This is a genomic window from Victivallis sp. Marseille-Q1083, assembly GCF_903645315.1.
Taxonomy (GTDB): domain Bacteria; phylum Verrucomicrobiota; class Lentisphaeria; order Victivallales; family Victivallaceae; genus UMGS1518.
Map to the genome: position 1 here is coordinate 1,726,991 of NZ_CAHJXL010000001.1, position 25,463 is coordinate 1,752,453.

Consider the following 25,463-nt stretch of genomic DNA (forward strand, 5'->3'; position numbering starts at 1 on the left):
CGTTGAGGGATGAAGCCGGTTCATACGGAATCGGCGATCAACAATTTACTCCAGAGGAAGTCATCAATCATGACCGACAACATTTCCCTGCGTTCGTCGAGTTCCGCGCCGGCTAACGGCGCCGAATTCGTCCCCGCCTACAACAGTTTGCTGGAAGGCTTTCAAGCCCGTGGTTTTCTGACCGACCGTACGGCAAAACAGGACGGCGATACCGTTTCCCAAACGGACTTGAAAAATCTTCGGACCGCGTTGAACAATATGTGTTCAAGTTTCGTCAATTGGGACGAAATTGAACCGCTGCTGAATGGTCCGTATCCCAATTTGTTCAATGAGCATCCGATGAAAATCAATGACGGCAAAGGCTTTCTGGCTGTCCCCGCCGAATACAACAGTGGCAAGGTGGATCTTTATACCAGCGATGGAGTCAATATCGACAATTTGCCGATCCTGGAGGAACATCTGCAGGATATCTGTAAGAATTTGAATAAAATGCAATACCAAAAGGTAGCCAGCCAGCAGAAGCGCGAAATTTCCAACCATCGTACTTACCACAATTACAGTGGTGAGTTATATGTTTCCACGGTAATTCCGCCGACTCCTAAAGAAGAAAACCTGAGTGATACAGCCGATATTATCTATCAATTTGGTAATTATTCTATCCCAATGCAGGCTTACCAAGGAGGCATTTGGGATAGCAAAGTTATCAATGAATCGACTGAAAAATTACAGTCATATCTTTTTCATGCTCATACTGTTCAAGAGATGCTGCAGCCAGATTCAAAATGGTTGAGTATCGGGCAAGGGGCAACGATGTCATTCAATGGCTCACCAATTACCAACTATCCGCAATTGCAACCGCCGACTACTACGATTACTTATACTGTTTGTCAGATGGTTTCTTTGAAATACCATTCCAAGTCGGTTTCTATTCCTTCGGTCGACAAAATGCTGGACAGTTCCGACAACGACCTGACCAAGCCCGGCTGCCTGCCGTGTACCTTGCGCAGCATTAAAGAACAATTCGACCTCGACGGCCAGGCGGCGCAGTGGCCGCTGGGCATTTCCAATGGCAGCGAGGGATTGAAGGCTTACGCTTATTATACCGATTGGACATTTGCCGGCTTTTCCGGAACACATTTGAGCTTGGATACCGTCTTTACGCCGAATGTGCAAAACGGCCAGGCGACCAAGGACGGCCAGACTGTTTACTGGAAGTTTTCCCGGCTGCAGCGGCCGCAGGGCGCCCGGCCGCTGATGTACTGGGATGACTGGACCGGTTCGACGCCGGCTTGTGCCAAGACGGTCAATGGCGGCAGTTACACATTGAGTCTGGTGACCAACGACAGCAATCAAGCGCAGAAATACGACGTGAAATTTGCCGATGAGGTGCATCATGTTTTTAACGCGGCCGGCACTTTTGTGGAAGCCTGGCAGAAAGTCAAGGATGAAATCCTGCGGGTTTCGAGCAGTTTTCCCGGTTTGAGCACTTCGGCGACCAACAACGATGGTTTCGTCAACGACGTTTCCTGTCCACTGGGCCGGACCGTCGTCAATTATACGCCGGCGGAATATTCGACGATGGGCAAGCTCATTCAGCCGTTGAAAATCACTTCGCTGGACAGTTACGATCCGAACGGTAATCCGCTGGGGCTGGTGAACCGTTCCGATCGGACGGAAACGGATCCGGTCACCGGAATCACACGGAATCGACGCATCCATGAAGTTCGGGACGGTTCCAACCTTTTGATCGAGAAGTACGGTACGATGAAGGACCCGGAATCCGGCGCCGTGGTGCATACGGTTTATCAGCCGTCCGCACCGGAAACCGTTTATCAGACGACGACGATTTTGCCGCGGGTGTTTGAAGAATCCGGCAACTATTATGAAGATGAAACCCGGATGGTCGGCAGCGACAGTCAGACGACCCGCCGGGTTTACCGCCGTTATCCGTGGGGCGATGAGTTGTTTCAGGAAATCCGCGATGCCGGCGGTGAGACGGAACGATCCGTCAAACAGGAATATTATACCGACAGTACGGTGCCGGCAGCTTATCACCAGTTGCGTTACCGGCAGGAAGCCGACGGTTCCTGGCAGTATTTCCAATATGACGGCCAGGGACGGCAGGCGAAGGTCATTTCGCCGTTCGGCAATTACGCATTGCCGGTCGACGAGTCCGGCGCCGTGTTGGTTCCGGATCCGGCGCACTGCCAGGTGGTCGAATACGATTATGCGCTGCTGGACAGCGACGAAGAAACCTATGCCGGGGACAACCGTCCACGGCGGATCGTACGAAAAATCTGCGGTGTTGAAGTCGGCCGGAGCTATGCGCTCTATTTTACCAACGAGGCGCATGACATCGTCTGCCGCGCCGCCGGGGCGGCTTGGAATGCGGCCGGCAACCTGGTGACCAAACGCTTTTCGTCTGTTTCCGGCGATTTTGCCGGGCGGCACTGGAAAACCGAATTTCCGGACGGCCAGTTGGAGCTGACGACTTATGAAGCGGTGGCCGGCGGCGGCCGCCGGGAAACCGTCGTGCAGGGTATCGCCAACGCGGCGAAAACGGCGGTGACCGATGGCATTCGCACGGTGACGACTTTCGACGGCAACGACGATGTCATCCGCCGGCAGCGCTTCGATATCGTTTCCGGTCTGGCTCTGTCGGATGAAACTTATACGCTCGACCATCTCGGCCGGGTTTCCAGAGTCGATTATTTGGACGGCAGCTTCGAGGTGACCGAATACGGCTGTTGCGGCCCGGTGTCGCTAACCGACCGCGACGGGGTGGTGACGAACTACGGTTATACGCCGGATAAGCGGCGCGACTGGGAGAGCCGGGACGGCCTGATTACTTTCTATACCTACAACGCCGACGGCCGGGTGCTGACGACGACGGTGCGGAAAGCGGTCGGCGTTGAACTGGTGACGGCCAACAGTTACAACGCGGCCGGAGAGCTGGTGTCGGTAACCCAGCCGGACGGCGCAGTGACCGGCTATGCCGAAAGCCGGGTGAACGGCAATCGGACGGTGACGACGACCGACGCAACCGGCGGCACCCGGATCGAAACCTACAACCGGGACGGCAGTCCGGCCTCGGTAAGCGGTACGGCGGTCCATCCGGTCCGTTATGAATACGGAGTGGAAAACGACGAACTCTTCACCAAGGAGATCCGCCTGGGAGAGAACGATGCGGCGGGCGAATGGATGAAGCAGTATCGGAATTTCAACGGTCAGGTTTACAAAACGCTCCATGCCGACGGTCGGGAGGAATTGGTCGAATTCGACGCCTGGAACCGTCCGGTCAAACAGACCGGCGCCGACGGTGTAGTGACCTTAACGGTCTACAATGCCAAAGGCGAGGTTTTCCGGCAGGGGATCGATCTGGACGGCGACGGGGGACTGTCATTGTCCGGTAGCGACCGGATTACCGAAATCGTCAACGAGGTGGCGACCAAAAACGGGGACACAGTACGGCGGCAGACGGTGAAAGTCTATCCGACGGCGAACAGCAATGCTGTGCAAACGGTGAGCATTCGCGAGCAGTCGGTCGACGGCCTGCGGCAGTGGAACACCGTTTACGGCCGGACGACGCAGACGGCAATGACCCGCAACGGCAGCGGCCGGGTGACAACGGTGACGACAAATCCGGACGGTTCGACGTCGACCGAAGTGAAATTGAACGGCCGGATCCTGAGCGTCAATCATAGCGTACTCGGCCTGACCACCTACGGATACGATAATTTCAACCGGATCGCTTCGGCCACTCATACGGAAAACGGCGTCAGCCGGGTGCTGAGTTACACTTATGATGCCGCCGGCCGGGTGTTGACCGAAACGGAGACGGCCGGAACCTCCAGCCGGATGACGACGAAAAGTTACGATGCGCAGGGCCGGGTCAGCTCGGAAACCAGGCCGGGCGGCCGGACGGTCGAATACGACTATTTTGCCACCGGCGAGCTGAAAGCGGTCAGCGGTGCGGAAACCTATCCGCAGAGCTATAGCTATGACCGGCAGGGCCGGATCAAGACGTTGACGACCTACCGCAACCACCCGGCACAGCCGGAGGTGACCACCTGGCATTACCATGCGGCCAGCGGCCAACTGATTTCGAAGACTTATGCCGACGGCAGCGCGGTCTCTTACCAGTACAATAGCCAGGGCCGGTTGAGCAAACGGACCTGGGCGCGCGGTGTCGAAACGAGTTATACTTATAACGAAGCCGGCGAACTCGGCTCGGTGAGCTATTCGGACGGCACCGCCGGCGTCAGCTACAGTTATGACCGGCAGGGTCGCCGGAGTACGATCACCGATGCGGCCGGGACGAGGAATTTCCAATATAATTTGGATCACACGCTTGCAAGTGAAGAAATCCCTTATATCAGTAACAATACGCTGCTGACTCGCAACTATGACGCGCAGGGAAGGAATTCCGAAATGAAACTGTCGGCCGGAACTACCGGATATATCCAGGCGACTTATGCCTATGACGACATGAGCCGATTGTCGCAGGTGTCGGCGTTCGGACAGACGGCGGTTTACAGCCGGGTGAGCGGCGCGAACCGCCTGGCGTCGACGGTGTTCCAGGCCGGCTCGGCAACGGTGTTCACAGCGTTGCGCAGTTATGACAACTTCAACCGTCTGACCTCGGTTGGCGGTTACGGTTATGTCTATGACGACCGGGACCAACGTGCCAGGTTGACCTTGCCGGACAGCCAGAACTGGAATTACACTTACGACCAACTCGGTCAGGTGACCGGCGGAGTGAAGAAAACGGCGGCCGGCACGGCGGTCAGCGGTCAGAATTACGCTTACGCTTTCGACACGATCGGCAACCGTCAAACGATGACGGCAAACGGAACGGCGACCGCTTACACGGCGAATGATGTCAACCAGTACACGGCGATCGGCAGCGTAACGCCGAGTTACGACCAGGACGGCAATCTGTTGACCGGCTACAACGACTGGATGCTGGAATGGAATGGCGAAAACTGCCTGAAAGCCATCTACAATGCTTCGACGAAGCTGGAATTCGACTACGACTACAACGGTCGGCGCTTCAGCAAAAAGGTTTACGCGAAGAGCGGCGGCAACTGGGTCTTGAGCAAGGAGTCGCTGTTCGTTTACGACAACTTCAAGCAGATCGCCGAATTCACGGTAAGCGGCGGAGCAAAAACATTGGCGAAAAGCTATGTCTGGCAGCCGGAAACGAGTGGCGATTTCGATGTGCCGCTGTGGCAGAAGGTCGACGGTAATGTCTATACCTGTGTGGTTGACGGCAACAAGAACGTCCGTCGGTTGTTGAACACCGCCGGCACGGAAGTGGCCAATTACGATTACGATCCGTTCGGCAGCGTGACCGCTTCCGGCACGGCATCCGCCGGCAACGCGTTTCGTTTCAGCAGCGAATTCCTTGATGAGGAAACCGGCCTGGTATACTACAACTATCGCTACTACAGCCCAACCCTCGGCAGATGGATCAGCAGGGACTTTATAAACGAATTAGTCTTTATAAGGCAGGAATATGTATATAACGAAAGTATTAATTTACTTTTGAAGAGAAAGAGTTTTTTTCCTGATTATCTATTTTTGTGTAACAATACAATTAATGATATTGATTTTCTAGGATTGGATAGATGGATTAATGAAGCATTTCATGTATCAGTTAGTGTCGATGTCTGGTCTGATGATTGTACTCAAAAAATTGGTGTAGAAAGTATTGAATTTGGACCAGATCACGGCAATATAGGTATTCCAATTCCATTGCTAGGTACTGTTTCAGAATTGGAAATTATCGCGAAAGGCTTTTGGGTTAGGGGTCTTGTAACAATTACGGAAGGAGAAGCTATTGGAGTTGATATACTATATCTTGAGACTTGCTGTATAGACGATAAAGCTCTTGCTACGTGGGCTAGAGAGCAGCTAGTCGATGCCAGAATGGGAGATTTAAAATATAATATGTATGCCTATAATTGTTATCATTTTGCATTCGATGCCGTTATGATAATGGGATTTGGAATTTAGTACCAGATTATCAAAAGCAAAATCAGTTAAGCTGTTGTCTGAATTGAAACTAGCGGTAAAACTCAAAAAGGATCATAGCTACTGATTTTGTTTTTAGCAGAAAGAAAAAAATACTATGAAATTTATATCATCATCAATTGAAATTATACTGTCAATATTTGAGGTTTTAACGAAAATAGTTATTGCCACGATGTTGATGATATTTTATATGCTGCTTTATGATAGTTTTGGTTTTCAAAAATATGTTTCTATCTTTAATAGTTTAGAAATGAATTTTTTTTACTATATGGAGTATGCTGTTTATATGGCATTTTTGCTGCTTCCAATCTGTGGTATCTATATTTACTGGTTATTTTACAAGAAATTGCTTTTTGCTTATTTGATTTGTGCCATTATGATACTGGGGATTATTTCAAACTACGTTGTTATCGGTATTGCAAAGACGGAAATTATCTCAGTCAATCTTGTTCCCGATACTACTTTTGCTCAAATTGATAAATTACGGGAAGAAATTAATTTTCCAATCTTCCTGATGATTGAATCTTTTCGAGGAACAACGGTTATGTATCGAAAAACTGGTGATCCGCAACTGGATCATACAAGAAAAGAAAAAATATACGAATTAATCAATGAAAAGTAATGTTACTGCCGGTGGAATTTCCAATATAATTTGGACCACACGCTTGCAAGTGAAGAATTCCCTTATATCAGTAACAATACACTGCTGACTCGTAGCTATGATGCGCAAGGGAGAAATTCCGAAATGAAGCTTTCGGCCGGAACAACCGAATATGTCCAGGCAGCTTACGGCTATGACGGCATGAGCCGTCTGTCGCAGGTGTCGGCGTTCGGACAGACGGCGGTTTACAGCCGGGTGAGCGGCGCGAACCGCCTGGCGTCGACGGTGTTCACAGCGTCGCGCAGTTATGACAACTTCAATCGTCTGACCTCGGTTGGCGGTTACGGTTATGTCTATGACGACCGGGATCAACGTACCAGGTTGACCTTGCCGGACAGCCAGAACTGGAATCATATTTACGGCCAACCAGCCATCGGCAAATGGATCAGCAGGGATCCCATTGAAGACCAGGGTGGTGTGAATCTGTATGGATTTTTAGGTAATGACGATTTAAGTCATTATGATATATTGGGGGTCTGAATGGACTGTAAACCAATCTTGTTCTAACCTATTGGAGCATGAGATTATCTGATGCTTTGGAACGAAGAGGATTCTTTGTCATTATGATGAGAGAAGATGTAGGATTTTCAAGAGAAGATATTGTGAGAGAATTTCATGCAGATTATACTTGGGGCTATGCTGTGTTTGGTCATGGATATCGTGATGCTTGGTGGCGTGGAGTAAAAACAAATCTCAATGGAGGATTTACTTGGAATAATGAAGATGCAATAATTATTCCGGGAGAAATTCGTGCTGGTAAACGCTTTAAATTTGGATTAGGAATAAATTATCATTGTTACGCTAATGATGCGGATTGGAAGAGTTTATCTATTACGTATTACGGTGCAGACGGTATGCTTTCAGCTCTTTCTGGTCCACGAGGTATTGGCTATTGGGGAAGTTGGGCAGGGTTAGTAGATTCTGCATTAAAAAATAATAAATAATGAATATGCGATCATTCAAGCCATAATTGAATGATCGCATATAGTCGTCTTTTCTTTAAAAATCAAGGGTAATTTTGTTTTAGGAGAAGTCATGTTTATGAAAAAAATCTACCATATAATTATTGTTTTTATGGTTATTTTTATTATAATTTTAGTAGCACTTTATATTAAGCACCAAAATAAAAAAACGCAAATGATTTACGCTTATAACTATTTTTATTTGCTTAATTTCAATGTTCAACTTTATTATGATGAGTACATGGCTCTTCCTTCTTCAGAATTTATTACTAGTTATCTTGATCATCCTGAAAATGAATATATAAAAAATAATTTTGATCTCTATTATTTCCCTGCTGGGTGGGATATCAAACCGAAAATAAAATGGCATTTGGTTGGGTTTGATCATATCACAAAGACTTTTTGGTGTGGCAGAGTTGGAAAACTATCAAAAAAAATCGAAATGATTGATGTAATGAATCAAGAATATTTTCATCAAAGACTTTCATCAACCAATCAAAATCCTATCAATTTAGCATTCAGTAAAGATGGTCAATAAATTTTACTTCTCTGAATTTGATAGTATTCCTGAATATATTCAAGAAATTCATGTCTATGACGACATGAGCCGATTGTCGCAGGTATTGGCATTCGGACAGACGGCGGCTTACAGCCGGGTGAGCGGCGCGAACCGCATGATTGGCAACCGTCAAACGATGACGGCGACCGCTTACACGGCGAATGATGTCAACCAGTACACGGCGATCGGCAGCGTAACGCCGAGTTACGACCAGGACGGCTACAACGGTCGGCGCTTCAGCAAAAAGGTTTACGCGAAGAGCGGCGGCAACTGGGTCTTGAGCAAGGAGTCGCTGTTCGTTTACGACAACTTCAAGCAGATCGCCGAATTCACGGTGAGCGGCGGAGCAAAGACATTGGCGAAAAGTTATGTCTGGCAGCCGGAAACGAGCGGCGATTTCGATGTGCCGCTGTGGCAGAAGGCCGGCGGTAATGTCTATACCTGTGTGGTTGACGGCAACAAAAACGTCCGTCGGTTGTTGAACACCGCCGGCACGGAAGTGGCCAATTACGATTACGATCCGTTCGGCGGCGTGACCGCTTCCGGCACGGCGTCCGCCGGCAATCCGTTTCGCTTCAGCAGCGAATTCCTCGATGAAGAAACCGGCCTGGTGTATTACAATTATCGCTACTACAGTCCAGCCCTCGGCAGGTGGATCAGCAGAGATCCGAGTGGGGAACAGAATAGTAAGCTTCTCTATTGTTTTCTAAATAACAGAGTAATGCTGGAATATGATCAATTAGGCTATTGGGGAGAGTCGATACATAAACAAAAAACGATTGAATGGGCAATTGAATTGGAATATGAACGACAAGCTGCTCTTGCCATTGGTAAAGCAGATAATGACGTAGATAGCCTTTTAAATCCTGATACCAACTTTTTGCCTGGAATTGGTCAGAAATATCATTTCATATCTCAGGGAACTGACTATCGTCAAGAACTTTATAGGTCACATTTTAATCAAGCGGTAGAATTCTGTAAAAAAAATTCCCCTAAAGAAGCGGCAAAAGAACTCGGAATTGGCTTGCATCCATTACAGGATATCGTTGCGCATGGCGCATATGGCTCTCTGAATCAAGGGCATATTTATATTCATCACAATGCGTATAGCCCTCAACAGGACTTTGGATCTCCTGGGTTTTACCCGGATGATGAAACTCTCGATGCTGTTGGTTCTGGAGGAAATGGCATTCCTGATAGCAAAGCATTAAAATATATATCAGATGTCGACTATGCGGCGGAAGTACATTTTGGAAAAGCAGATTATGCCATTTATATTCATGGAAATCAGCGTTACCAAAAAGTACATTATGATACAGTATGGGCTTTGGCTAGTTTTAAACAAATACTAAAAGCCAATCAATCATACAGTGATTGTCGCTGTTACTTTTTAGGAATTAGTTGATATGAGAAGAATGATCATCAGAAGATTAATGAAGTATTTTGGCTGGGGAACCGCTATCACATTAATTAATATTTTAGGTATATTTCTATGGGGACATACGTCCCCATATTACTTGGAATCATCAATAGAAAAACCTTTTATGGTTCACTTATTGATAGATATTCCTGGCAATTGGTTATTGGGAATTAGTGGTGCTATTATTGGCAAAGATATGACTGCCTTTGAACTTGGAATTCATGGAATTTACTATCAGCCAATTGCAGTAATTCTTTTATTTTTATTTTATAGTTCCTGTGGAATTTTCGTGATTACTTGGTGGTATAAGAATATTTTTAAATGTAAAAATTGGCATCAGGTAATCAAAAGTCAATTCCATACTTTAATGGCTGTTCATGCTTTTGGTTATGGAGTTGCTTTTCTAGCGATAACAGCACTTTTTGCCATTTGCAGTAGCCGTTTGCTGCTTTGGCTTTATTCGGAATTTGAGCCAATTGGTTTTTTTATGAGCTTATTATTCAGTTTCCCTGCGGCATTGCTTGCTTGGCTTGTGGAATGTGGACTTCCTTTCTTACTGCCGCCAGTACAGACTTATTTTGAAATTAATTTTTTACCAGCGATTGCCTGTTTGAGTGCTTGCGAAGGCGGTTTGATTGCTTATTTGTTTATGAGGAAATTCCGAAATAAAATTCCGATATGGATTATTATTACAATTTCAATGATTTTCATTATTTCTATTGGACAACTCAATAGTCCGGAAATTTGTCGTAAAACAGAAAATTTTATTCAAAATCGTCTTTCTGAGCAATCCAAAAATTCTGATAATTCTACGCTTTACCCTATTAGATCAAGAATGCAAATTAATTATGCATATACCTATTTCCTTATGCTCAGTTGGAATGTTCAATTTTATTTCAATGAACACGCAATTCTTCCTCCGTCAGAATTTATTGTTAACTATCTCAATCAACCAGAAAATGAATATATAAGAAGTAATTTTGATCTCTATTATTTCCCGACTGGCTTGGTTGTTGAATCGAAAATACAGTGGCATCTGGTTGGTTTTGATCATGTCACGAAAACATTTTGGTGTGGCAGAATTGGAGAAGCATTGGAGGCAATTGATATGATAGATACAACGAGACTGGAATATTTTTACCAAATACTTTCAGCAACTAACCAGAATCCTATTCACTCCGCTTCCGGTAAAGATAGGTAATAAACTTCATTCTTCTGAATTTGAAAGTATGTCTGAATATATCCAAGTAACTTACGCTTATGACGGCATGAGCCGTCTGTCGCAGGTGTCGGCGTCCGGGCAGACGGCGGCGTACAGCCGGGTGAGCGGCGCGAACCGCTTGGCCTCGACGGTATTCCAGGCCGGCACGGCATTGGTGTTCACGGCATCGCGGAATTACGACCACTTCAACCGTCTGACCACGATTGGCGGTTACAGTTACGTCTACAACGACCAGGATCAACGCACCAGGCTGACCTTGCCGGACAGCCGGAACTGGAATTACACTTACGACGAGCTTGGCCAGGTGACCGGCGGCGAGAAGAGAACGGCGGCCGGCGTGGCGGTGACGGGGCAGAATTACGCTTACGCCTTCGACACGATCGGCAACCGCCAGACGATGACGGCAAACGGAACGGCGACCGCTTACACGGCGAATGACGTCAACCAGTATACCGCGATCGGCAGCGTAACGCCGAGTTACGACCAGGACGGCAATCTGTTGACCGGCTACAACGACTGGACGCTGGAATGGAATGGCGAAAACCGCCTGAAAGCCATCTACAATGCTTCGACGAAGCTGGAATTCGACTACGACTACAACGGTCGGCGCTTCAGCAAAAAGGTTTACGCGAAGAGCGGCGGCAACTGGGTCTTGAGCAAGGAGTCGCTGTTCGTTTACGACAACTTCAAGCAGATCGCCGAATTCACGGTAAGCGGCGGAGCAAAAACATTGGCGAAAAGCTATGTCTGGCAGCCGGAAACGAGTGGCGATTTCGATGTGCCGCTGTGGCAGAAGGTCGACGGTAATGTCTATACCTGTGTGGTTGACGGCAACAAGAACGTCCGTCGGTTGTTGAACACCGCCGGCACGGAAGTGGCCAATTACGACTACGATCCGTTCGGCGGCGTGACCGCTTCCGGCACGGCATCCGCCGGCAACCCGTTTCGTTTCAGCAGCGAATTCCTCGATGAGGAAACCGGCCTGGTATACTACAACTATCGCTACTACAGCCCAACCCTCGGCAGATGGATCAGCAGGGATCCGATCGGAGAAAAAGGGGGGCTGAACTTATATGGTTTTATAAGAAATTCTATACCCTTACTAACTGATAAGCAAGGCTTGAAAGTAGCAGAAGGATGTTGTGGCGTTGATGTGACTGCAAAATTGGTTAGATTGATGCAAAATGTTGAGAAAGTTATAGCAATACCTGGAGTCTTTGACAAGGTTTGTAAGAAAAATAACATATATGATCCCAATTATGGTTGGGATATTGTTGAGTTTTTTGAAGCAGGGCAGGCAATAAATCCTAATACATTTAGCTGTAATAAGAAAAAAGAAGGACACGAATGCGAGAAAACTGTTACATATCTGGGTGGTTGCCATAAGGTTTTTGCTATAAATTACTTACTTTGGGGCGTTGCCAATCGGGCATGTAAATTGGATTCTCAAGATGCATTAGATGCCGTACCCTCTTATCGTGTTGTATCTATCGGACGCACAGATGCTTCAGAGAATGAGTCTTGGATTCAAGGAACCAATTCCCGTTACAATTGGGCTGTTGTTGGAATAAAAGGAGAATATCATAAGCCCCCCGAGGCTACAAGCAAAAATTGTACTCCTTGTACCCAAAAGTATGTAGGTACTTTGACGGCTCGTCTAAGGTTTTCTGCAACTCAGCATATATTTATTACAAGTGATACATTATATAATCGTCCCGAAATGCATCTGATTGATACTAGTACAGATTATCCTCCTCGTGAAAGGTTTGGGGAAAAATGAGATAAATAATATATTAAAATTTTGTATTATTCGACAGAGCCTGTATTTGAGATTGCAAGGGGATTTCAAATACACTCTGTCGTTTAATAAAATCAAGATTATATTTTACTAAAAATATCATTGTTTGATATCAGAAAAGTATCATCAAAAATGAAAAAATATATATATCTTTTTAGTTCTATAATAATAATTGTTATCGGATGTTTTTTTATTAGGCAAGCTTTAGGATTGGTTTTCTGGTCAACTTCCCATGGACGTGGTCTGGAGGTGATTATGGAAATTATGAGTTTACCTGAAAATACAGGACTAAAGCAATCGTTGATTAGTAGGTTTAAAGATGAAGATAAGATTGTTTATTATGGACCGGTTCCGCGAGAGTCATTGGTTAAGGTTAATTCGATTATATATAAAACAAATAGTTCTCTGACAGAAGAAGAGAAAATCTCTTTTCCTGATAAAGTTACTCTTGCGGAAGATCTTTATATGCGATCAAATGTTAAGGTTAATATGGCATCCATAAATTCTGTGTATATCGACACTATTGTAAATTCCATTTTTTTACCTACAACAATTGCATATCTACTCTGTAGTTTTATAGTTTTTTTCCAAAAGAGAAAAGTTTTATATTATATCGCTATTTCAATTTTTGTCAATATATACTTATGCTGCTATCAAAAGGTTTTTTTGATTCATTCAGCTGGGTATATCGTGCTGAAAAAATATAGCGAGATAAGAGATATTTTCTATGAAGCGCTATTTTGGACGGTCTTTTTACAAGGATTAATAATATTTACAACATTTTTGGTATTGAAATATGCGAAGAAGAAAAAATCTAGATTATTCTAGATCAATAATGTTGGCCCAATCTATAATATCAACGATAACCCGTTGCCCGGTGAAAACCAATTGAAAGCCATCTACAACGCTTCGACGAAGCTGGAATTTGCCTACGACTACAACGGCCGGCGATTCAACAAAAAGGTTTATGCGAAGAGCGGCGGCAACTGGGTCTTGAGCAAGGAGTCGCTGTTCGTTTACGACAACTTCAAGCAGATCGCCGAATTCACGGTAAGCGGCGGAGCAAAAACATTGGCGAAAAGCTATGTCTGGCAGCCGGAAGCGAGCGGCGATTTCGATGTGCCGTTGTGGCAGAAGGTCGGCGGTAATGTCTATACCTGCGTGGTCGACGGCAACAAGAACGTCCGTCGGTTGTTGAACACCGCCTGCACGGAGGTGGCCAATTACGACTACGATCCGTTCGGCGGCGTGACCGCTTCCGGCACGGCGTCCGCCGGCAACCCGTTTCGTTTCAGCAGCGAATTCCTCGATGAGGAAACCGGCCTGGTATACTACAACTATCGCTACTACAGCCCAACCCTCGGCAGATGGATCAGCAGGGATTCCATTGAAGAACAGGGGGGAGTGAATTTGTATGTGATCGTTGGAAACTCTATAGTAAGTAATTGTGATCGATTGGGACAAAGTTGGTTGTCAGAACTTTGGGAATATCTTTGGACTGGTATTTCTACAGCGTTTTCCCCAACAGGCTTTGGTGAGGCTGTGGGAGCTACGGAAGCTGTTACTTCATTAATGACAGATTTTGGCCATTATGTTGCCAGAGCAAAATCGTTAGCCGGGTTGTTGAGAAATGCAGGAGAAGATGAACTAGCACTTGAATATTTGTTGCGAATCAATGACTGTAATACAAATCGTGATATGCAATGTCTGATCTGTGTTATGAATGAATTAAGAAGAGAGCTTGATAAGAGAGGAATTAATTATGATCGTTTCTTTTTGGATATTTAGTTAATAAAAATTTCCACCCTTTCAAATTATAATTTGAAAGGGTGGAGTAAAATGGAAGTAGTATCATGAAATTTCGAAAATTTTATAAAGCTATAATAATACTTTTGTTTTTATTATTATTGCCAGCAAATTTTGTATTATTATCACAAATTATCACAGGCTTCCAATTGAGTCGAATTACGGAAAAATATTGTAGCGCAATGGGAGTTAAATTTCTTTTTTCCAAGCCACCTTTTGTTTTATTTACAAATGAAGGGCCAAAAAAGCATGATATTGTTTTAGGTATTGTGCATCAAGAAAAGGAGAATATTACAACAGAATATTTAAGTAGAATAAGTCTGGAAGATTATGTAAATATCACATATAATAGATTTAATAATGGGCAAGAGAGGTATTCTTTTTCTTGGCAGGAGTCTACAAATGGAGGACGGATATTTGATCATGGAAATATAATATTATATGATTATAATAATGATGATATTTGGGATGTAAGGATCGTTTTGGGAGATAAGGTGGCAACTAAACAAATATTTATGGATGGTGCTTGGCTCGAATGTCATGATTTAAATTTAAAAGAGAAAGAGGGGCATTTAAAAGATCATGTTGCTGTTCACTGGAATTTAGAAAAAGGAAACTGGGAAAACAATAAATAATGAAATTGTAGCATTGTTTATTAAATTATACGATTGCATTTTTACGTTTTAAATAGTTTTTTGAAGGGAATATTCCGATTTACCATAAATTTAATGAAAAAATATTCTAAAGTGACGCTTCCTGCCGGAATAATTATAGTAAAGCGACTTACGCCTTCGACACGATTGGCAACCATTAACGATGACGACAATCGAAACGGTGAAAACTGCCTGAAGGCCATCTACGGTACTTCGACGAAGCTGGAATTTGCCTACGATTACAACGGCCGGCGATTCAACAAAAAGGTTTACGCGAAGAGCGGCGGCAACTGGGTCTTGAGCAGGGAGTCGCTGTTCGTTTACGACAACTTCAAGCAGATCGCCGAATTCACGGTAAGCGGCAGTGCAAAAACATTGGCGAAAAGCTATGCCTGGCAGCCGGAAGCGAGCGGCGATTTCGATGTGCCGTTGTGGCAGAAGGTCGGCGGTAATGTCTATACCTGCGTGGTTGACGGCAACAAAAACGTCCGTCGGTTGTTGAACACCGCCGGCACGGAAGTGGCCAATTACGATTACGATCCGTTCGGCGGCGTGACCGCTTCCGGCACGGCGTCCGCCGGCAATCCGTTTCGCTTCAGCAGCGAATTCCTCGATGAAGAAACCGGCTTGGTGTATTACAATTATCGTTACTATAGCCCAGCCCTCGGCCGATGGATCAGCAGAGATCCGAGTGGGGAACAAGGCGGAGTGAATTTATATGCAGTAATTGGAAATATAATTACTAAATTTTTTGATCGATTAGGTCTTGTCGGATGTTGCGGAAAAGACGTTACAGATCAACTTCTTCGATTGTTTAAGAATATTAGAAAAGCTTTACATATTAGTGTTACTCTCAAAGACGCAGTATGTTCAGTAAGTAATCTTTATGACCCAGAATGGGGATGGGATATTATTGAATTCTATAAAGCAGGAGGAAATGATCTTGCTGCCACATATTCAGGAGATCCCTTTCGCTGTACATCGACTCGTCATCCAGTTTGTAATAGAACGGTAGGGTATAAAGGAGGATGCTATAAGGTTTGGGCTATTAATTATGCTTTATGGGGGAACATGAATCGTTATTGTGGCATTAGTCGCATTCAAGCGCTAAAAGCAGTTTCTACTTATAGAGGAATTGCATATGATCCTTCTGAGGGGGAAACCAAGGAAGAAGGATCCCTATCTCGAGCGGCTTGGGCTGCCGCAGGATATGATTCTTTCGCTATTACACCACCACCGACAATGGCGAAATATAGTAGATGCCAAAAATGCCCTGACTCATATAAGGGAGAGTTGCATGTTAGACTACGATATGATGTTGGACGTCACTTTCTTATATCATCAAAAGATGGTGACAGCGGAAGTGTTGTTGCGACTCCGATGCTACCTCCACGAAGGGGATTTGGTAGGTAAATATGATTTTATAAAATAATTAATATTTTCTCTGCATTCTTTTTATTAAGAATGCAGAGAAATTGTTTTTTTTACAATATATATATTTTTAATACTGGAGGATTTTATGTTAAAATCGTTCTCTATAAACTTAATTGTATTTCTTATTTTTCTTGCTTATATTATATTTCTATGGGGAATAAATTTAGGTCCACAAATCAATCTTAGCCTGAATATTGCGTAAATTTTCAAAAACAAAGAGGCAGATTCTCGACTAACGTATTATATTGTAATATCTTACATCACAATATAACGCCGAGGTCTGCCAATGACAAAATGTAATGTTTCGATTCCGGTCTTTCAAGGTCCGAAAAGCAGAAAAATTGAATTCAATTTCGCCGGTGGAGATATCAGCAGTGACGGCGGGTTGCTTTTTGTGAAAGAATTCGACCGCAAACTCGGTTTGACCCGGCGCGCCGGTAACCTGCTGGATTCTTTTGATCTTCGACAGCCCGGAAAAGTTGAGCATTCCTATCTGAGCATGCTTCGTCAACGAGTTTTTGGTTTGGTTGCCGGCCATGAAGATCTCAATGACCATCATGAATTGCGAACTGATCCGCTGATTCAAACTGTTGTCGGTCGTGATCGTCAACTCGCCACTCCAAGCACTTTATGTCGATTCGAAAATGGAATCGATCGTCGTGCTTGCGTAGATTTGAGCCGATTGTTTGTCGAATTCTTTATCGAAAGTTTTTCCACGCCGCCTCGAGAATTGATTCTTGATTTCGATGCTACCGATGACCTCACTTACGGGATGCAGGAAAATCGCTTTTTTCATGGCTATTATGACCACTATTGCTTTTTGCCGTTGTATGTTTTCTGCGGGGATCAATTGCTTGTGGCTTATTTGCGTCCATCAAAAATTGATGCGGCCAAGCATGCTTGGGCGATTCTCTCGCTACTGGTAAAGCGCTTTCGGCAGAAATGGCCGAAGGTTAAGATTATTTTCCGGGGAGACAGTGGCTTTTGTCGGCAGAAAATGCTGAACTGGTGTGATAAAAATGAGGTCAAATATATTGTCGGATTGGCGAAAAATCCACGTTTGCTGGAATTATCAAAAGATCTTCAAGTGAAAGCGGAAGCACTTTACAACGAAACACATGAAAAAGCAAAACTGTTTACTCAGTTCGAATATGCGGCAGGAACTTGGAAATACCCGCGCCGGGTGATTGCCAAAGCGGAATTCAACTCCCCCGGACCGAATAATCGTTTTATCGTCACCAATCTTGATGATGATGGACAATATCTTTATGAAAAAGTCTATTGCGCCCGAGGTGAGATGGAAAACAGGATCAAGGAACAGCAGCTGGATCTTTTCGCTGATCGGACGAGCTGCCATGACTTTGCGGCAAATCAATTCCGGCTTCTGCTTTCAAGTTTGGCTTATATTCTCATGGAACGGTTTCGGGCATTGTTGTTGACAGGAACTCAATTTGCCGAGGCTACCTGCGGCAGCATTCGCTTATACCTGGTGAAAATCGGTGCCATTATTCGGCGGAATACCAGAAAAATTTATGTTGCTCTTTCAAGTGCTTGTCCAAATCAGGAACTCCTCCGCTTGATCGCTGCGAAAATCATCGCTTGGGAATAAAACCTTGGAGAGCTGTCCCCGGCTCGCCGAACAACAACGGGGGAAAGGGGGAATATGCTCAATTTGCAAAAAAACGACAATATCCGACTCTGAAAATAAAAACTTCCGAATCTTCTGAACATTTCTCGACGATTCGAAAGTTTCATGCAACATTCAGGTTAGTTCCGTTGCAGAGTTGGGGATTGATCAAGCAATTGACGGTTATAAAAAATTGAATTATGGCAATTTAGATCATCAACAATTTTTAGTAAGTAATTGGCAATACGATCAAGATGGTGGTACAATTTCGACATCTATTACACCGGAAAGAACTAGCTATGGTTTTATTGAAGTATCAAAAAACTCTGTACAGTTAGAAAAAAAAGAAAATTCAGGAGATAGTTTTTTATGGCAAAATGGAAATGTTGTTTTTTTTGTTAATTATTCATATTATTCAGCTTATATTTTAGAACGCTTAATAAAGTGGCCGGTATTCTATATTTATATTCCATGTTTGCTATTTTCCATTATTTTTACCATTATTTTTAAATGTCATTTTCCTAAAATTAAACAGCATTATATAAAATTAATTTATTCAATATTTTTTATGTTTCTTTGTTTAAGCGTTTGTTTTTTCTGGGGAAAATTCTTTGGTGAATATGCATGGGGATCTATTTCTCTATTTTCTCAAATGAATCGATATAATGATGAATGGAAACAAGAAAATAACAACAGTTCAAAAATTAAAATTGCACCAAAAGAATTATTTAAATATTCTTATGGGGTTATTCAGATTACTTCTTTTAAATATTTGATTTTTTCTGATGATATCAATAATATTACGCAAATTAACCCGATCGTATCATCGAAACAGATCAACTCTAATAGTTGGTTAATCACTTATTCCAAATGGAATGCAATTCAGTTCTGGGGATGCCTGTTAGGCGGAGCTGTTTGTTTGGCCATTTGCACCATTTGGTTTTATTGTTTTGGAAGTGAATTAAAACATAAAAAATTATTACCTTTTAAGCCGATATGTTTGAAATTGATTTCTTTATTTTTATTAATTACGAATTGCGTTCTGATAGGATGATCTTTCGTTGATCAGGTTATTCGAGAATGCAGAACTCAGTTCGGTGAGCTATTCGGATGGTACTCCCGGCGTCAGCTACAGCTATGACCGGCAGGGACACCGGAATACGATCACCGATGCGGCCGGGACGAGGAATTTCCAATATAATTTGGATCACACGATTGCTAGATTGGGCAGACGCAATGCAGGAGGATTCTTCTCCATATACATTTTGGGGATTTAATTGTCATTGGTTTATATTATATGGATGGGAAATAGGATGCGAAGAATAGTTGTCTTTTTTTCAAATATTATAGAAGTTCTAGTATTTAAGCATATTATTTCATTATTTTTAATTATGCTTTTATGGAGTATCTCTGGAATGTTTTTTCATGAGACGGTTAGTGAGTCTATTAATAAAATGAACCGGATTGATAAAACAATATTATATTTATCATTTTGTACTCTATGTATATGCGTTTTGGGATATATCTACAGTGTCGCAAAAAGAAAATTAAAGCAAGTTAAAATCTGGAGTGTGTGTTTTATTGTATTATATATTTTATTTGGAATATTGTTAAAATTTTTGAATATAATACAATAATATTATAGTAATTATAATCTGCTGGATAATTGTATTCGGCAGATTATTGTTGGGAGGCCATGAAAAAATATTTAACCATTTTATAGCTAGTCGATGATGAAAAAACTTTTAATTACTTGATGTTCAATGGAAATATTTGTGATTTCGTGGTATATTCTTGCCAGAAAGAGTATTCGTAACGAAAGAACTCTAGATTTATCCTTCTCGTATCGGGATTTTGCATAGCTGACTATTTATTCAGGAGGATAACTTATTTATGATTTGCATGAGCAATACCGTTCTATTCGCGAATGAGTTAAAAGTTGGCTCGAGGCTTAAAGTGACATAGAAGGTGATAGAATAAATCAGAAAGATTTAGAAATGTCTCCTTTTATTGTTCCTATACAGGATTGGATTGCACAGGCTGATTATGGTATCACTAAGCCTGAAGGCAACCTCTTGTCTGTACATAATTCCGCCAGTAATCAGACAGACTACGGTATAATTTGACTCGGAATAAGACATTAGATACCTTAAATGATTTTAAAAATTTTTTAGAAACTAATCAACCTTGGTTTTATTGTCGATATATGTTTTTAAATAAGATATAATTTGAGAAAATAGTTATGAATTATAAGAAGATATTGTTTAATAGTTTGTGGGGGATTCCATTTGTATTTCTTATATTTTTTATTTTAATTTTTTTAAATTTAAAATATATTGCGATCATTTTTTGTTATCCTGTTTTATCTGTAATAAATTTTTTACTTGTAATGAAAGATGATATTCCAACTGCAATAAATTTATTTATCTTGTTAGGTGCACTATACGGATATTGTTTGGCGTTAATAGTTTTTCTGATTTTAAATATATTGAAACGGAAGAAGTAAAATTTATATTCATTTATATATAAATTGGAATACTTTAGACAATTAAAGATAAAAGTAATTACAGTTTTTATATGGTACGGTTTCAATATCTATTACGATGGCGGCTAAACAAATATTTATGGATGGCACTTGGGGCAAATGCGCCGATTTGAATTTGGTTCATAAGAAGGGTTGGGCAAATGTCTTGCTTTTTGTAATTAAACCGAACTTCACATTCTTTCAAGTGCAAATAGAAGGTTTTTTTCGAAATACCTTTAAATTTGCTAAGCCTGGTTTTTGCCAACCCCAGCTTCATCTCCTTGCTCACATGCTTTTTGATAATCAGGTAAAGCTCTTGGGCCGAACAGTTTTCGATAACCTGCGTATAGACCTTTCCGCCTCGTTTAATCAAACCGGATACAATGAATATAAAGGAAAGAATGGGACGTTTGGGCAAGGTGATAGGCTTTCTCTTTGTCAGGATTCGCTTTGCGGCAGCAGAACTGCTCGCGAACGGGATGTTGTGCTTCTGGTCGCCGGTTGTCATGTTTGAGGAAACTGCTTCAAAAAAACTGCCCGACGCAATTTTTATTAAAAAAACTGCAAAATTGGTAAAAACACGGTTGACTTTTGTAAATCGGTTTACTATACTAATGGATGTGGATGAAGAAAAACGATGAACCGATGTAAAAACTGGAGTGCAAATGAAATTTTGGTCGGCTCTGATGATGATGGCGGTAACCTGGAGCGCCATGGCGTTCGATGATTTTGAGAATTATCCGGACAGCGGGGCGATGCGGCAGGTTTACCGGGAATTCGATGCCAACAATCCCTATCCCGACCGGCTGGAGCTGGGGGAACGCGACGGCAACCATTTCATGCTGATGGAAAATCGCGACCGGAATTATTCGGTTGTTTTTCGTGAAGTGGTATTGCCGGAAGGGGAACGCCATTCGGCGATTCGTTTCCGGGTGCGCGGCGGCAATGATCAGGGAACGCCCCAGACTTTCAACGTCGTTCTGCGTCCCCGCAATGGCATGCCGGACAGTGTCGGCCAGACGATCGAATTGACCGATGCGTGGCAGACTGTGACGGTCGGCGACCTTGAGCTGGCCGAGCTGGACCGTTTTATTCTGGTTTTCGGCCTGCATAAACAGCCGGGAGAGGCCATGTTCGTCGAAGTGGACGATCTGGAATTTGCCGAGGATCCCGCCTGGCAATGGGTGCAGGAAGACCGGAAGCGTTTGCTGGACGACTACGGCGCTTATTCGGATGCCGCTGCGCTGCGGCAGAAGTATTTGACCCGGGAGACGGAAGCGGCGGCGCCGGTGCTCGATTTGACGACGTATGACAACCGGGCGGCGCTGCAGCTTGATTCCGGCCCGGAAGCGATGGAGACGATCTGTTTGCGGGAATATGCCAATCCGTTCGGCGCCGCGGCGGCCGGGGTTGAAATCGACGTTGCCGATGTTTCCCGGCAGCCGGAAAGCGGCCTGGTCTATGTGGCGGTCCGAGCGACGCCGGACGGTCCGGATTTGGGCCGGGTGAAAATCGATGAGTTGCCGCGCGGATTTGAAACTTACCGGGTTCTGGCGCCCGGGCTCGGCAAATTGGATAAATTCTTCCTGGTGTTGCAGACGGCCCGGCGTGACCGGGAGGAATATGCCGAAATGAAATATTTGAATGATTTCTGCGGGGTGCCTTCCGTGCCGGTCAGCACGAAAATCGGTTATCCGGTTTCGGCGGCCTTCGCCTCGCCGCGGTTGATGCTGAAGGAGCAGATGGTCAATATCATCCCGGCGGTAAAGGAGTTGGAAATCGGCGACGGACTTTTTCAATTGCTGCCGAAGAGCGCCATCGTGTTGAGCGACGGCAGCGAAGCCGCCCGGCCGGTTGCCGAACAGTTGCGGGCGCTGCTGGCTCCGTCGACCGGTTTTACGCTGCCGATCGTCGATCCGGTGCGCGGTGCCAGTTATCCCAGGCGGATCGTCTTGACGCTGGCGCCGGAACAGGCCGGGACGACCGGCAAAGAGGGATACGAGCTGGAAGTTGCTGCCGATACGATCCGGTTGACGGCGGCGGAAAATGCCGGTCTGTTCTATGCGATGCAGAGTTTGCGCCAACTGTTCCGGCCGGAAATCGAAAGCCGGCAGTTCCGTTATCTGGACTGGGTCATTCCGCAGGTGAAAATTGTCGACCGGCCGGAATATACCTGGCGGAGCGTGCACTTCGATACTGCGCGCCATTTTTTCCCGAAAGAATATCTTTTCCGCCTGATCGATTTACTGGCGCTGCAGAAACTCAACACCTTCCACTGGCATTACAATGACGGTACCGCCTGGCGGGTGGAGAGCGATGCTTTCCCGAAATTGACGGAAGTCGGCGCCTGGTGGGGTGATTCCGCCGGCGGCTTCTATACGAAAGAAGATGTCAAAGCGATTGTCGATTACGCCCGCGAACGCTTTATCACGGTCGTCCCGGAGGTGGAAATGCCGGCTCATGCCAACGCGGCGTTGTACGCCTATCCGGACAATGCCTGCCAGAAAGAACAACTGCTGGAAGGCAAACACGGCGATGCCAATACCGCGTCCTGGTTCCTCCGGCCCTATTGGGTGGCGACTTACTGCGCCAGCCGGGAAGAAACGTATGATTTCATCGACCGGCTGATCGCCGAAACCGTCGAACTGTTTCCGGACAGCAAAATCATCCACATCGGCGGCGACGAGCTGCCGAGCGGCGCCTGGGAAGCCTGTCCGCGCTGCAAAGCGTTCATGCAGGAGAAGGGGTTTGCCGGCGAAGTGGAACTGCAGAACTATTTCACCCGCCGGGTTGAGGAAATCGTCGCGCGACATGGCCGGCGGGCGCTGGGCTGGGAGCAGGTCATGGCCGACAATTTGCGGCCGGATACGATGATTCATGCCTACTTGAGCCAGGAGATGGTGGCCCGGGCGGCGGCGGCCGGTTACGAAGTGTTCAGCAACAATGCCGGCTGCAACTATTTCGATTATTATCAGGGCAGCCAGGCGGATGAACCGCTGGCGATCACCAGCGGCATGACGACGGTCAAACAGACCTATACCTTTGATCCGATGGCGCGGGTGCCGGAGGAGCTGCGCTCGAAGGTGCTGGGCGGCCAGGGGGCGCTGTGGACGGAGTTCATCTCCACCCCGGCCCAGGCGGATTACATGTTCTTCCCGCGGATGACGGCGATGAGCGAAAAAGTCTGGTCGGCGCCGGAACGGTGCGGCTGGCAGGAATTCGAACGGCGTTTGAATTTCTTTTATCCGCGCCTGAGTCAGTTTGACGTTCATTATAAGGATTATCGCAAATAAGTTGCCGCCGCTGCGGCAAAATAAAAAGGTCAGCGCTCCGGTTCCGCCGGAGCGGAGCCAACGCCGGAAAATGCCGTATTGCCAGCGTTTTCCATCCGGTTGTTCCGCGGCGCTTTGCCGTGTAATGAGGCCGTTTTCCCAATCGGGGAAAACGGCCTCGGATTGTTTGAAGGGAACTTTTTGGCCACTTTTTCTGAAAAATCGTTACAAGGGGGGATTGACTTTGGCAAGTTTTTTTGCTATACTATCTCTAGCGATTATACTCAGTTTTAAAAATCATTAATCCTCAACCGTAACCGTTTTTATTGTTTTTTGTTTATGGTTATCGATAAAAAAAATCCGCGTCCGCTTTATCTGCAGTTGAAGTCTCTGCTGGAAGAAAAGATCGTTTCCGGCCAGTTCAAAGCCCATCAGGCGCTGCCTTCCGAACGGGAATTGTGCCGGAATTACCACGTCAGTCAAATTACCGTCCGGCAGGCGCTGAAAGAGCTGGAAAATCTGGGCCTGGTCCTGCGGGTGCCGGGCAAAGGCACTTTTGCGGCCGAGCACCTGCGGCTTGAACACGATAAAGCCCGGCAGATGATCGGCTTGATTACCGGAACAAGCGACAGCGATTTGGAAAATTCCTATTGGATGCAACTGGTCGGCGGGATAAAAATCGTCCTTCATCATCAGCAAACCGGATTCATGTTGTTTCTGGAGAGTGAAACTTCTTTCCGTGAATTGGCCGCCCAGGGCGCCCTGCAAGGGTTGATCGTTTCCAATCCGAGTTTGAATTTCGCCATTTTCCAGGAGCTGGAGGAACATCACGTGCCGGTCGTGGTGATCGGCCGGCCCGAATCCCGCAACCGCTATTCGGTGGACAGCGACAATGTGGCGGTCGGCTACCTGTTGACGCGGCATTTGCTGGATTCCGGCTACCGCAAAATCGGCTTTCTCGGTTTTGATCCCGGCTTTCCGGTGGTTGCCGACCGGGTTGCCGGCTACAAGAGTGCTCTGCATGAAGCGGGCATTCCCGCCAAGCGGGCCTGGCAGGTTTTTGCCGATTATTCACCGGCGCTCGGCCGGGAACAGGCGGAGGAATTGTATTCGGCCGGAGTGGATGCGGTCGTCTGTGTGGATGACCTGATCGCCATGAATGTCTTGAAGCGACTGGGGGAACTGGGGGTGGCGGTGCCGCAGGAGATTGGAGTGGCCGGCTGCAACAATTCGATTCTGGCCCGTTTCGCCCATCCGGCGCTGACTTCGATGGAACTTTTTCCGGAACAGCTCGGCGTCTTGGCGGCGCAAAAGCTGCTCGCGTTGATGCAGCAGCAGCCGACCGAGAGACGGACCGTCGTCGATGTTCAACTGCAGATCCGCGCCTCCTCGGTGCGGGCGCCGGCGTAAGCGGCGTCATGATGGTACCATGATCCGGCAATGTGAACGAGAAGTTTTGAGTCACCGGTGAGTTAATATTCGGAAACCA

At 45.5% G+C, this 25,463-nt stretch carries 17 protein-coding genes and 1 pseudogene; 17 read left to right on the forward strand and 1 reads right to left on the reverse strand.

The genetic code is table 11. The features are described from left to right. Nucleotides 1-69 precede the first annotated feature (69 nt). The 15 genes from HWX74_RS06980 to HWX74_RS20630 all read left to right on the forward strand — a co-directional run bounded on the left by HWX74_RS06980 (nt 70) and on the right by HWX74_RS20630 (nt 19,455). Nucleotides 70-6,018 (forward strand): RHS repeat domain-containing protein, encoded by a 5,949-nt coding sequence (locus HWX74_RS06980; RefSeq protein ID WP_176012860.1) that lies wholly within the window; start codon nt 70-72, stop codon nt 6,016-6,018. Nucleotides 6,019-6,133: 115 nt separating this feature from the next. Next, nucleotides 6,134-6,658 carry a hypothetical protein gene (locus HWX74_RS06985; RefSeq protein WP_176012861.1) on the forward strand — a complete coding sequence of 175 codons (525 nt, stop codon included), beginning with the start codon at nt 6,134-6,136 and terminating at the stop codon, nt 6,656-6,658. A 123-nt stretch (nt 6,659-6,781) separates the two neighbouring features. Beyond that, entirely contained in the window at nt 6,782-7,177 is a 396-nt protein-coding gene (locus tag HWX74_RS06990; RefSeq protein ID WP_176012862.1) for a hypothetical protein, read from the forward strand. Between the two features lie 83 nt (nt 7,178-7,260). Then, nucleotides 7,261-7,641, forward strand: a complete 381-nt coding sequence (locus HWX74_RS06995) for a hypothetical protein (RefSeq protein WP_176012863.1) — start codon at nt 7,261-7,263, stop codon at nt 7,639-7,641. A gap of 97 nt (nt 7,642-7,738) precedes the next feature. Then, nucleotides 7,739-8,197, forward strand: a complete 459-nt coding sequence (locus HWX74_RS07000) for a hypothetical protein (protein ID WP_176012864.1) — start codon at nt 7,739-7,741, stop codon at nt 8,195-8,197. Next, nucleotides 8,187-9,623 (forward strand): RHS repeat-associated core domain-containing protein, encoded by a 1,437-nt coding sequence (locus tag HWX74_RS07005; protein WP_176012865.1) that lies wholly within the window; start codon nt 8,187-8,189, stop codon nt 9,621-9,623. Before HWX74_RS07000 ends, HWX74_RS07005 begins: the two co-directional genes overlap by 11 nt. Before the next feature lies 1 nt (nt 9,624). Next, nucleotides 9,625-10,839 (forward strand): hypothetical protein, encoded by a 1,215-nt coding sequence (locus tag HWX74_RS07010; RefSeq protein ID WP_176012866.1) that lies wholly within the window; start codon nt 9,625-9,627, stop codon nt 10,837-10,839. A gap of 28 nt (nt 10,840-10,867) precedes the next feature. Next, nucleotides 10,868-12,640 (forward strand): RHS repeat domain-containing protein, encoded by a 1,773-nt coding sequence (locus HWX74_RS20460; protein ID WP_176012867.1) that lies wholly within the window; start codon nt 10,868-10,870, stop codon nt 12,638-12,640. Between the two features lie 273 nt (nt 12,641-12,913). Then, nucleotides 12,914-13,486: a hypothetical protein gene (locus HWX74_RS07020; protein WP_176012868.1), complete on the forward strand. Its 573-nt coding sequence runs from the start codon at nt 12,914-12,916 to the stop codon at nt 13,484-13,486. Between the two features lie 60 nt (nt 13,487-13,546). Then, nucleotides 13,547-14,446 carry an RHS repeat-associated core domain-containing protein gene (locus tag HWX74_RS07025; RefSeq protein WP_176012869.1) on the forward strand — a complete coding sequence of 300 codons (900 nt, stop codon included), beginning with the start codon at nt 13,547-13,549 and terminating at the stop codon, nt 14,444-14,446. A gap of 65 nt (nt 14,447-14,511) precedes the next feature. Next, nucleotides 14,512-15,099 carry a hypothetical protein gene (locus tag HWX74_RS07030; RefSeq protein ID WP_176012870.1) on the forward strand — a complete coding sequence of 196 codons (588 nt, stop codon included), beginning with the start codon at nt 14,512-14,514 and terminating at the stop codon, nt 15,097-15,099. A gap of 93 nt (nt 15,100-15,192) precedes the next feature. After that, nucleotides 15,193-16,530, forward strand: a complete 1,338-nt coding sequence (locus tag HWX74_RS07035; protein ID WP_176012871.1) for an RHS repeat-associated core domain-containing protein — start codon at nt 15,193-15,195, stop codon at nt 16,528-16,530. A 307-nt stretch (nt 16,531-16,837) separates the two neighbouring features. Continuing rightward, nucleotides 16,838-18,160 (forward strand): IS1380 family transposase, encoded by a 1,323-nt coding sequence (locus HWX74_RS07040; protein ID WP_176011736.1) that lies wholly within the window; start codon nt 16,838-16,840, stop codon nt 18,158-18,160. Between the two features lie 175 nt (nt 18,161-18,335). After that, the gene (locus tag HWX74_RS07045) at nt 18,336-19,232 is read left to right on the forward strand and encodes a hypothetical protein (RefSeq protein ID WP_176012872.1); all 897 of its coding nucleotides are present in this window, start codon (nt 18,336-18,338) and stop codon (nt 19,230-19,232) included. 43 nt (nt 19,233-19,275) lie between these two features. Continuing rightward, nucleotides 19,276-19,455 (forward strand): hypothetical protein, encoded by a 180-nt coding sequence (locus HWX74_RS20630; protein ID WP_368506818.1) that lies wholly within the window; start codon nt 19,276-19,278, stop codon nt 19,453-19,455. Nucleotides 19,456-20,874: 1,419 nt separating this feature from the next. Here HWX74_RS20630 and HWX74_RS20200 read toward each other — a convergent pair. Next, nucleotides 20,875-21,078: pseudogene (locus HWX74_RS20200) on the reverse strand (IS1595 family transposase); the annotation flags it as partial. 289 nt (nt 21,079-21,367) lie between these two features. Here HWX74_RS20200 and HWX74_RS07060 point away from each other — a divergent pair. Both HWX74_RS07060 and HWX74_RS07065 read left to right on the forward strand, forming a co-directional pair. Then, nucleotides 21,368-23,995, forward strand: coding sequence for a beta-N-acetylhexosaminidase (locus HWX74_RS07060; RefSeq protein ID WP_176012875.1), 2,628 nt, complete (start codon nt 21,368-21,370; stop codon nt 23,993-23,995). Nucleotides 23,996-24,313: 318 nt separating this feature from the next. Continuing rightward, complete coding sequence (locus HWX74_RS07065; RefSeq protein ID WP_176012876.1) at nt 24,314-25,384, forward strand: substrate-binding domain-containing protein; 1,071 nt, start codon at nt 24,314-24,316, stop codon at nt 25,382-25,384. The last annotated feature ends 79 nt before the right edge of the window (nt 25,385-25,463 follow it).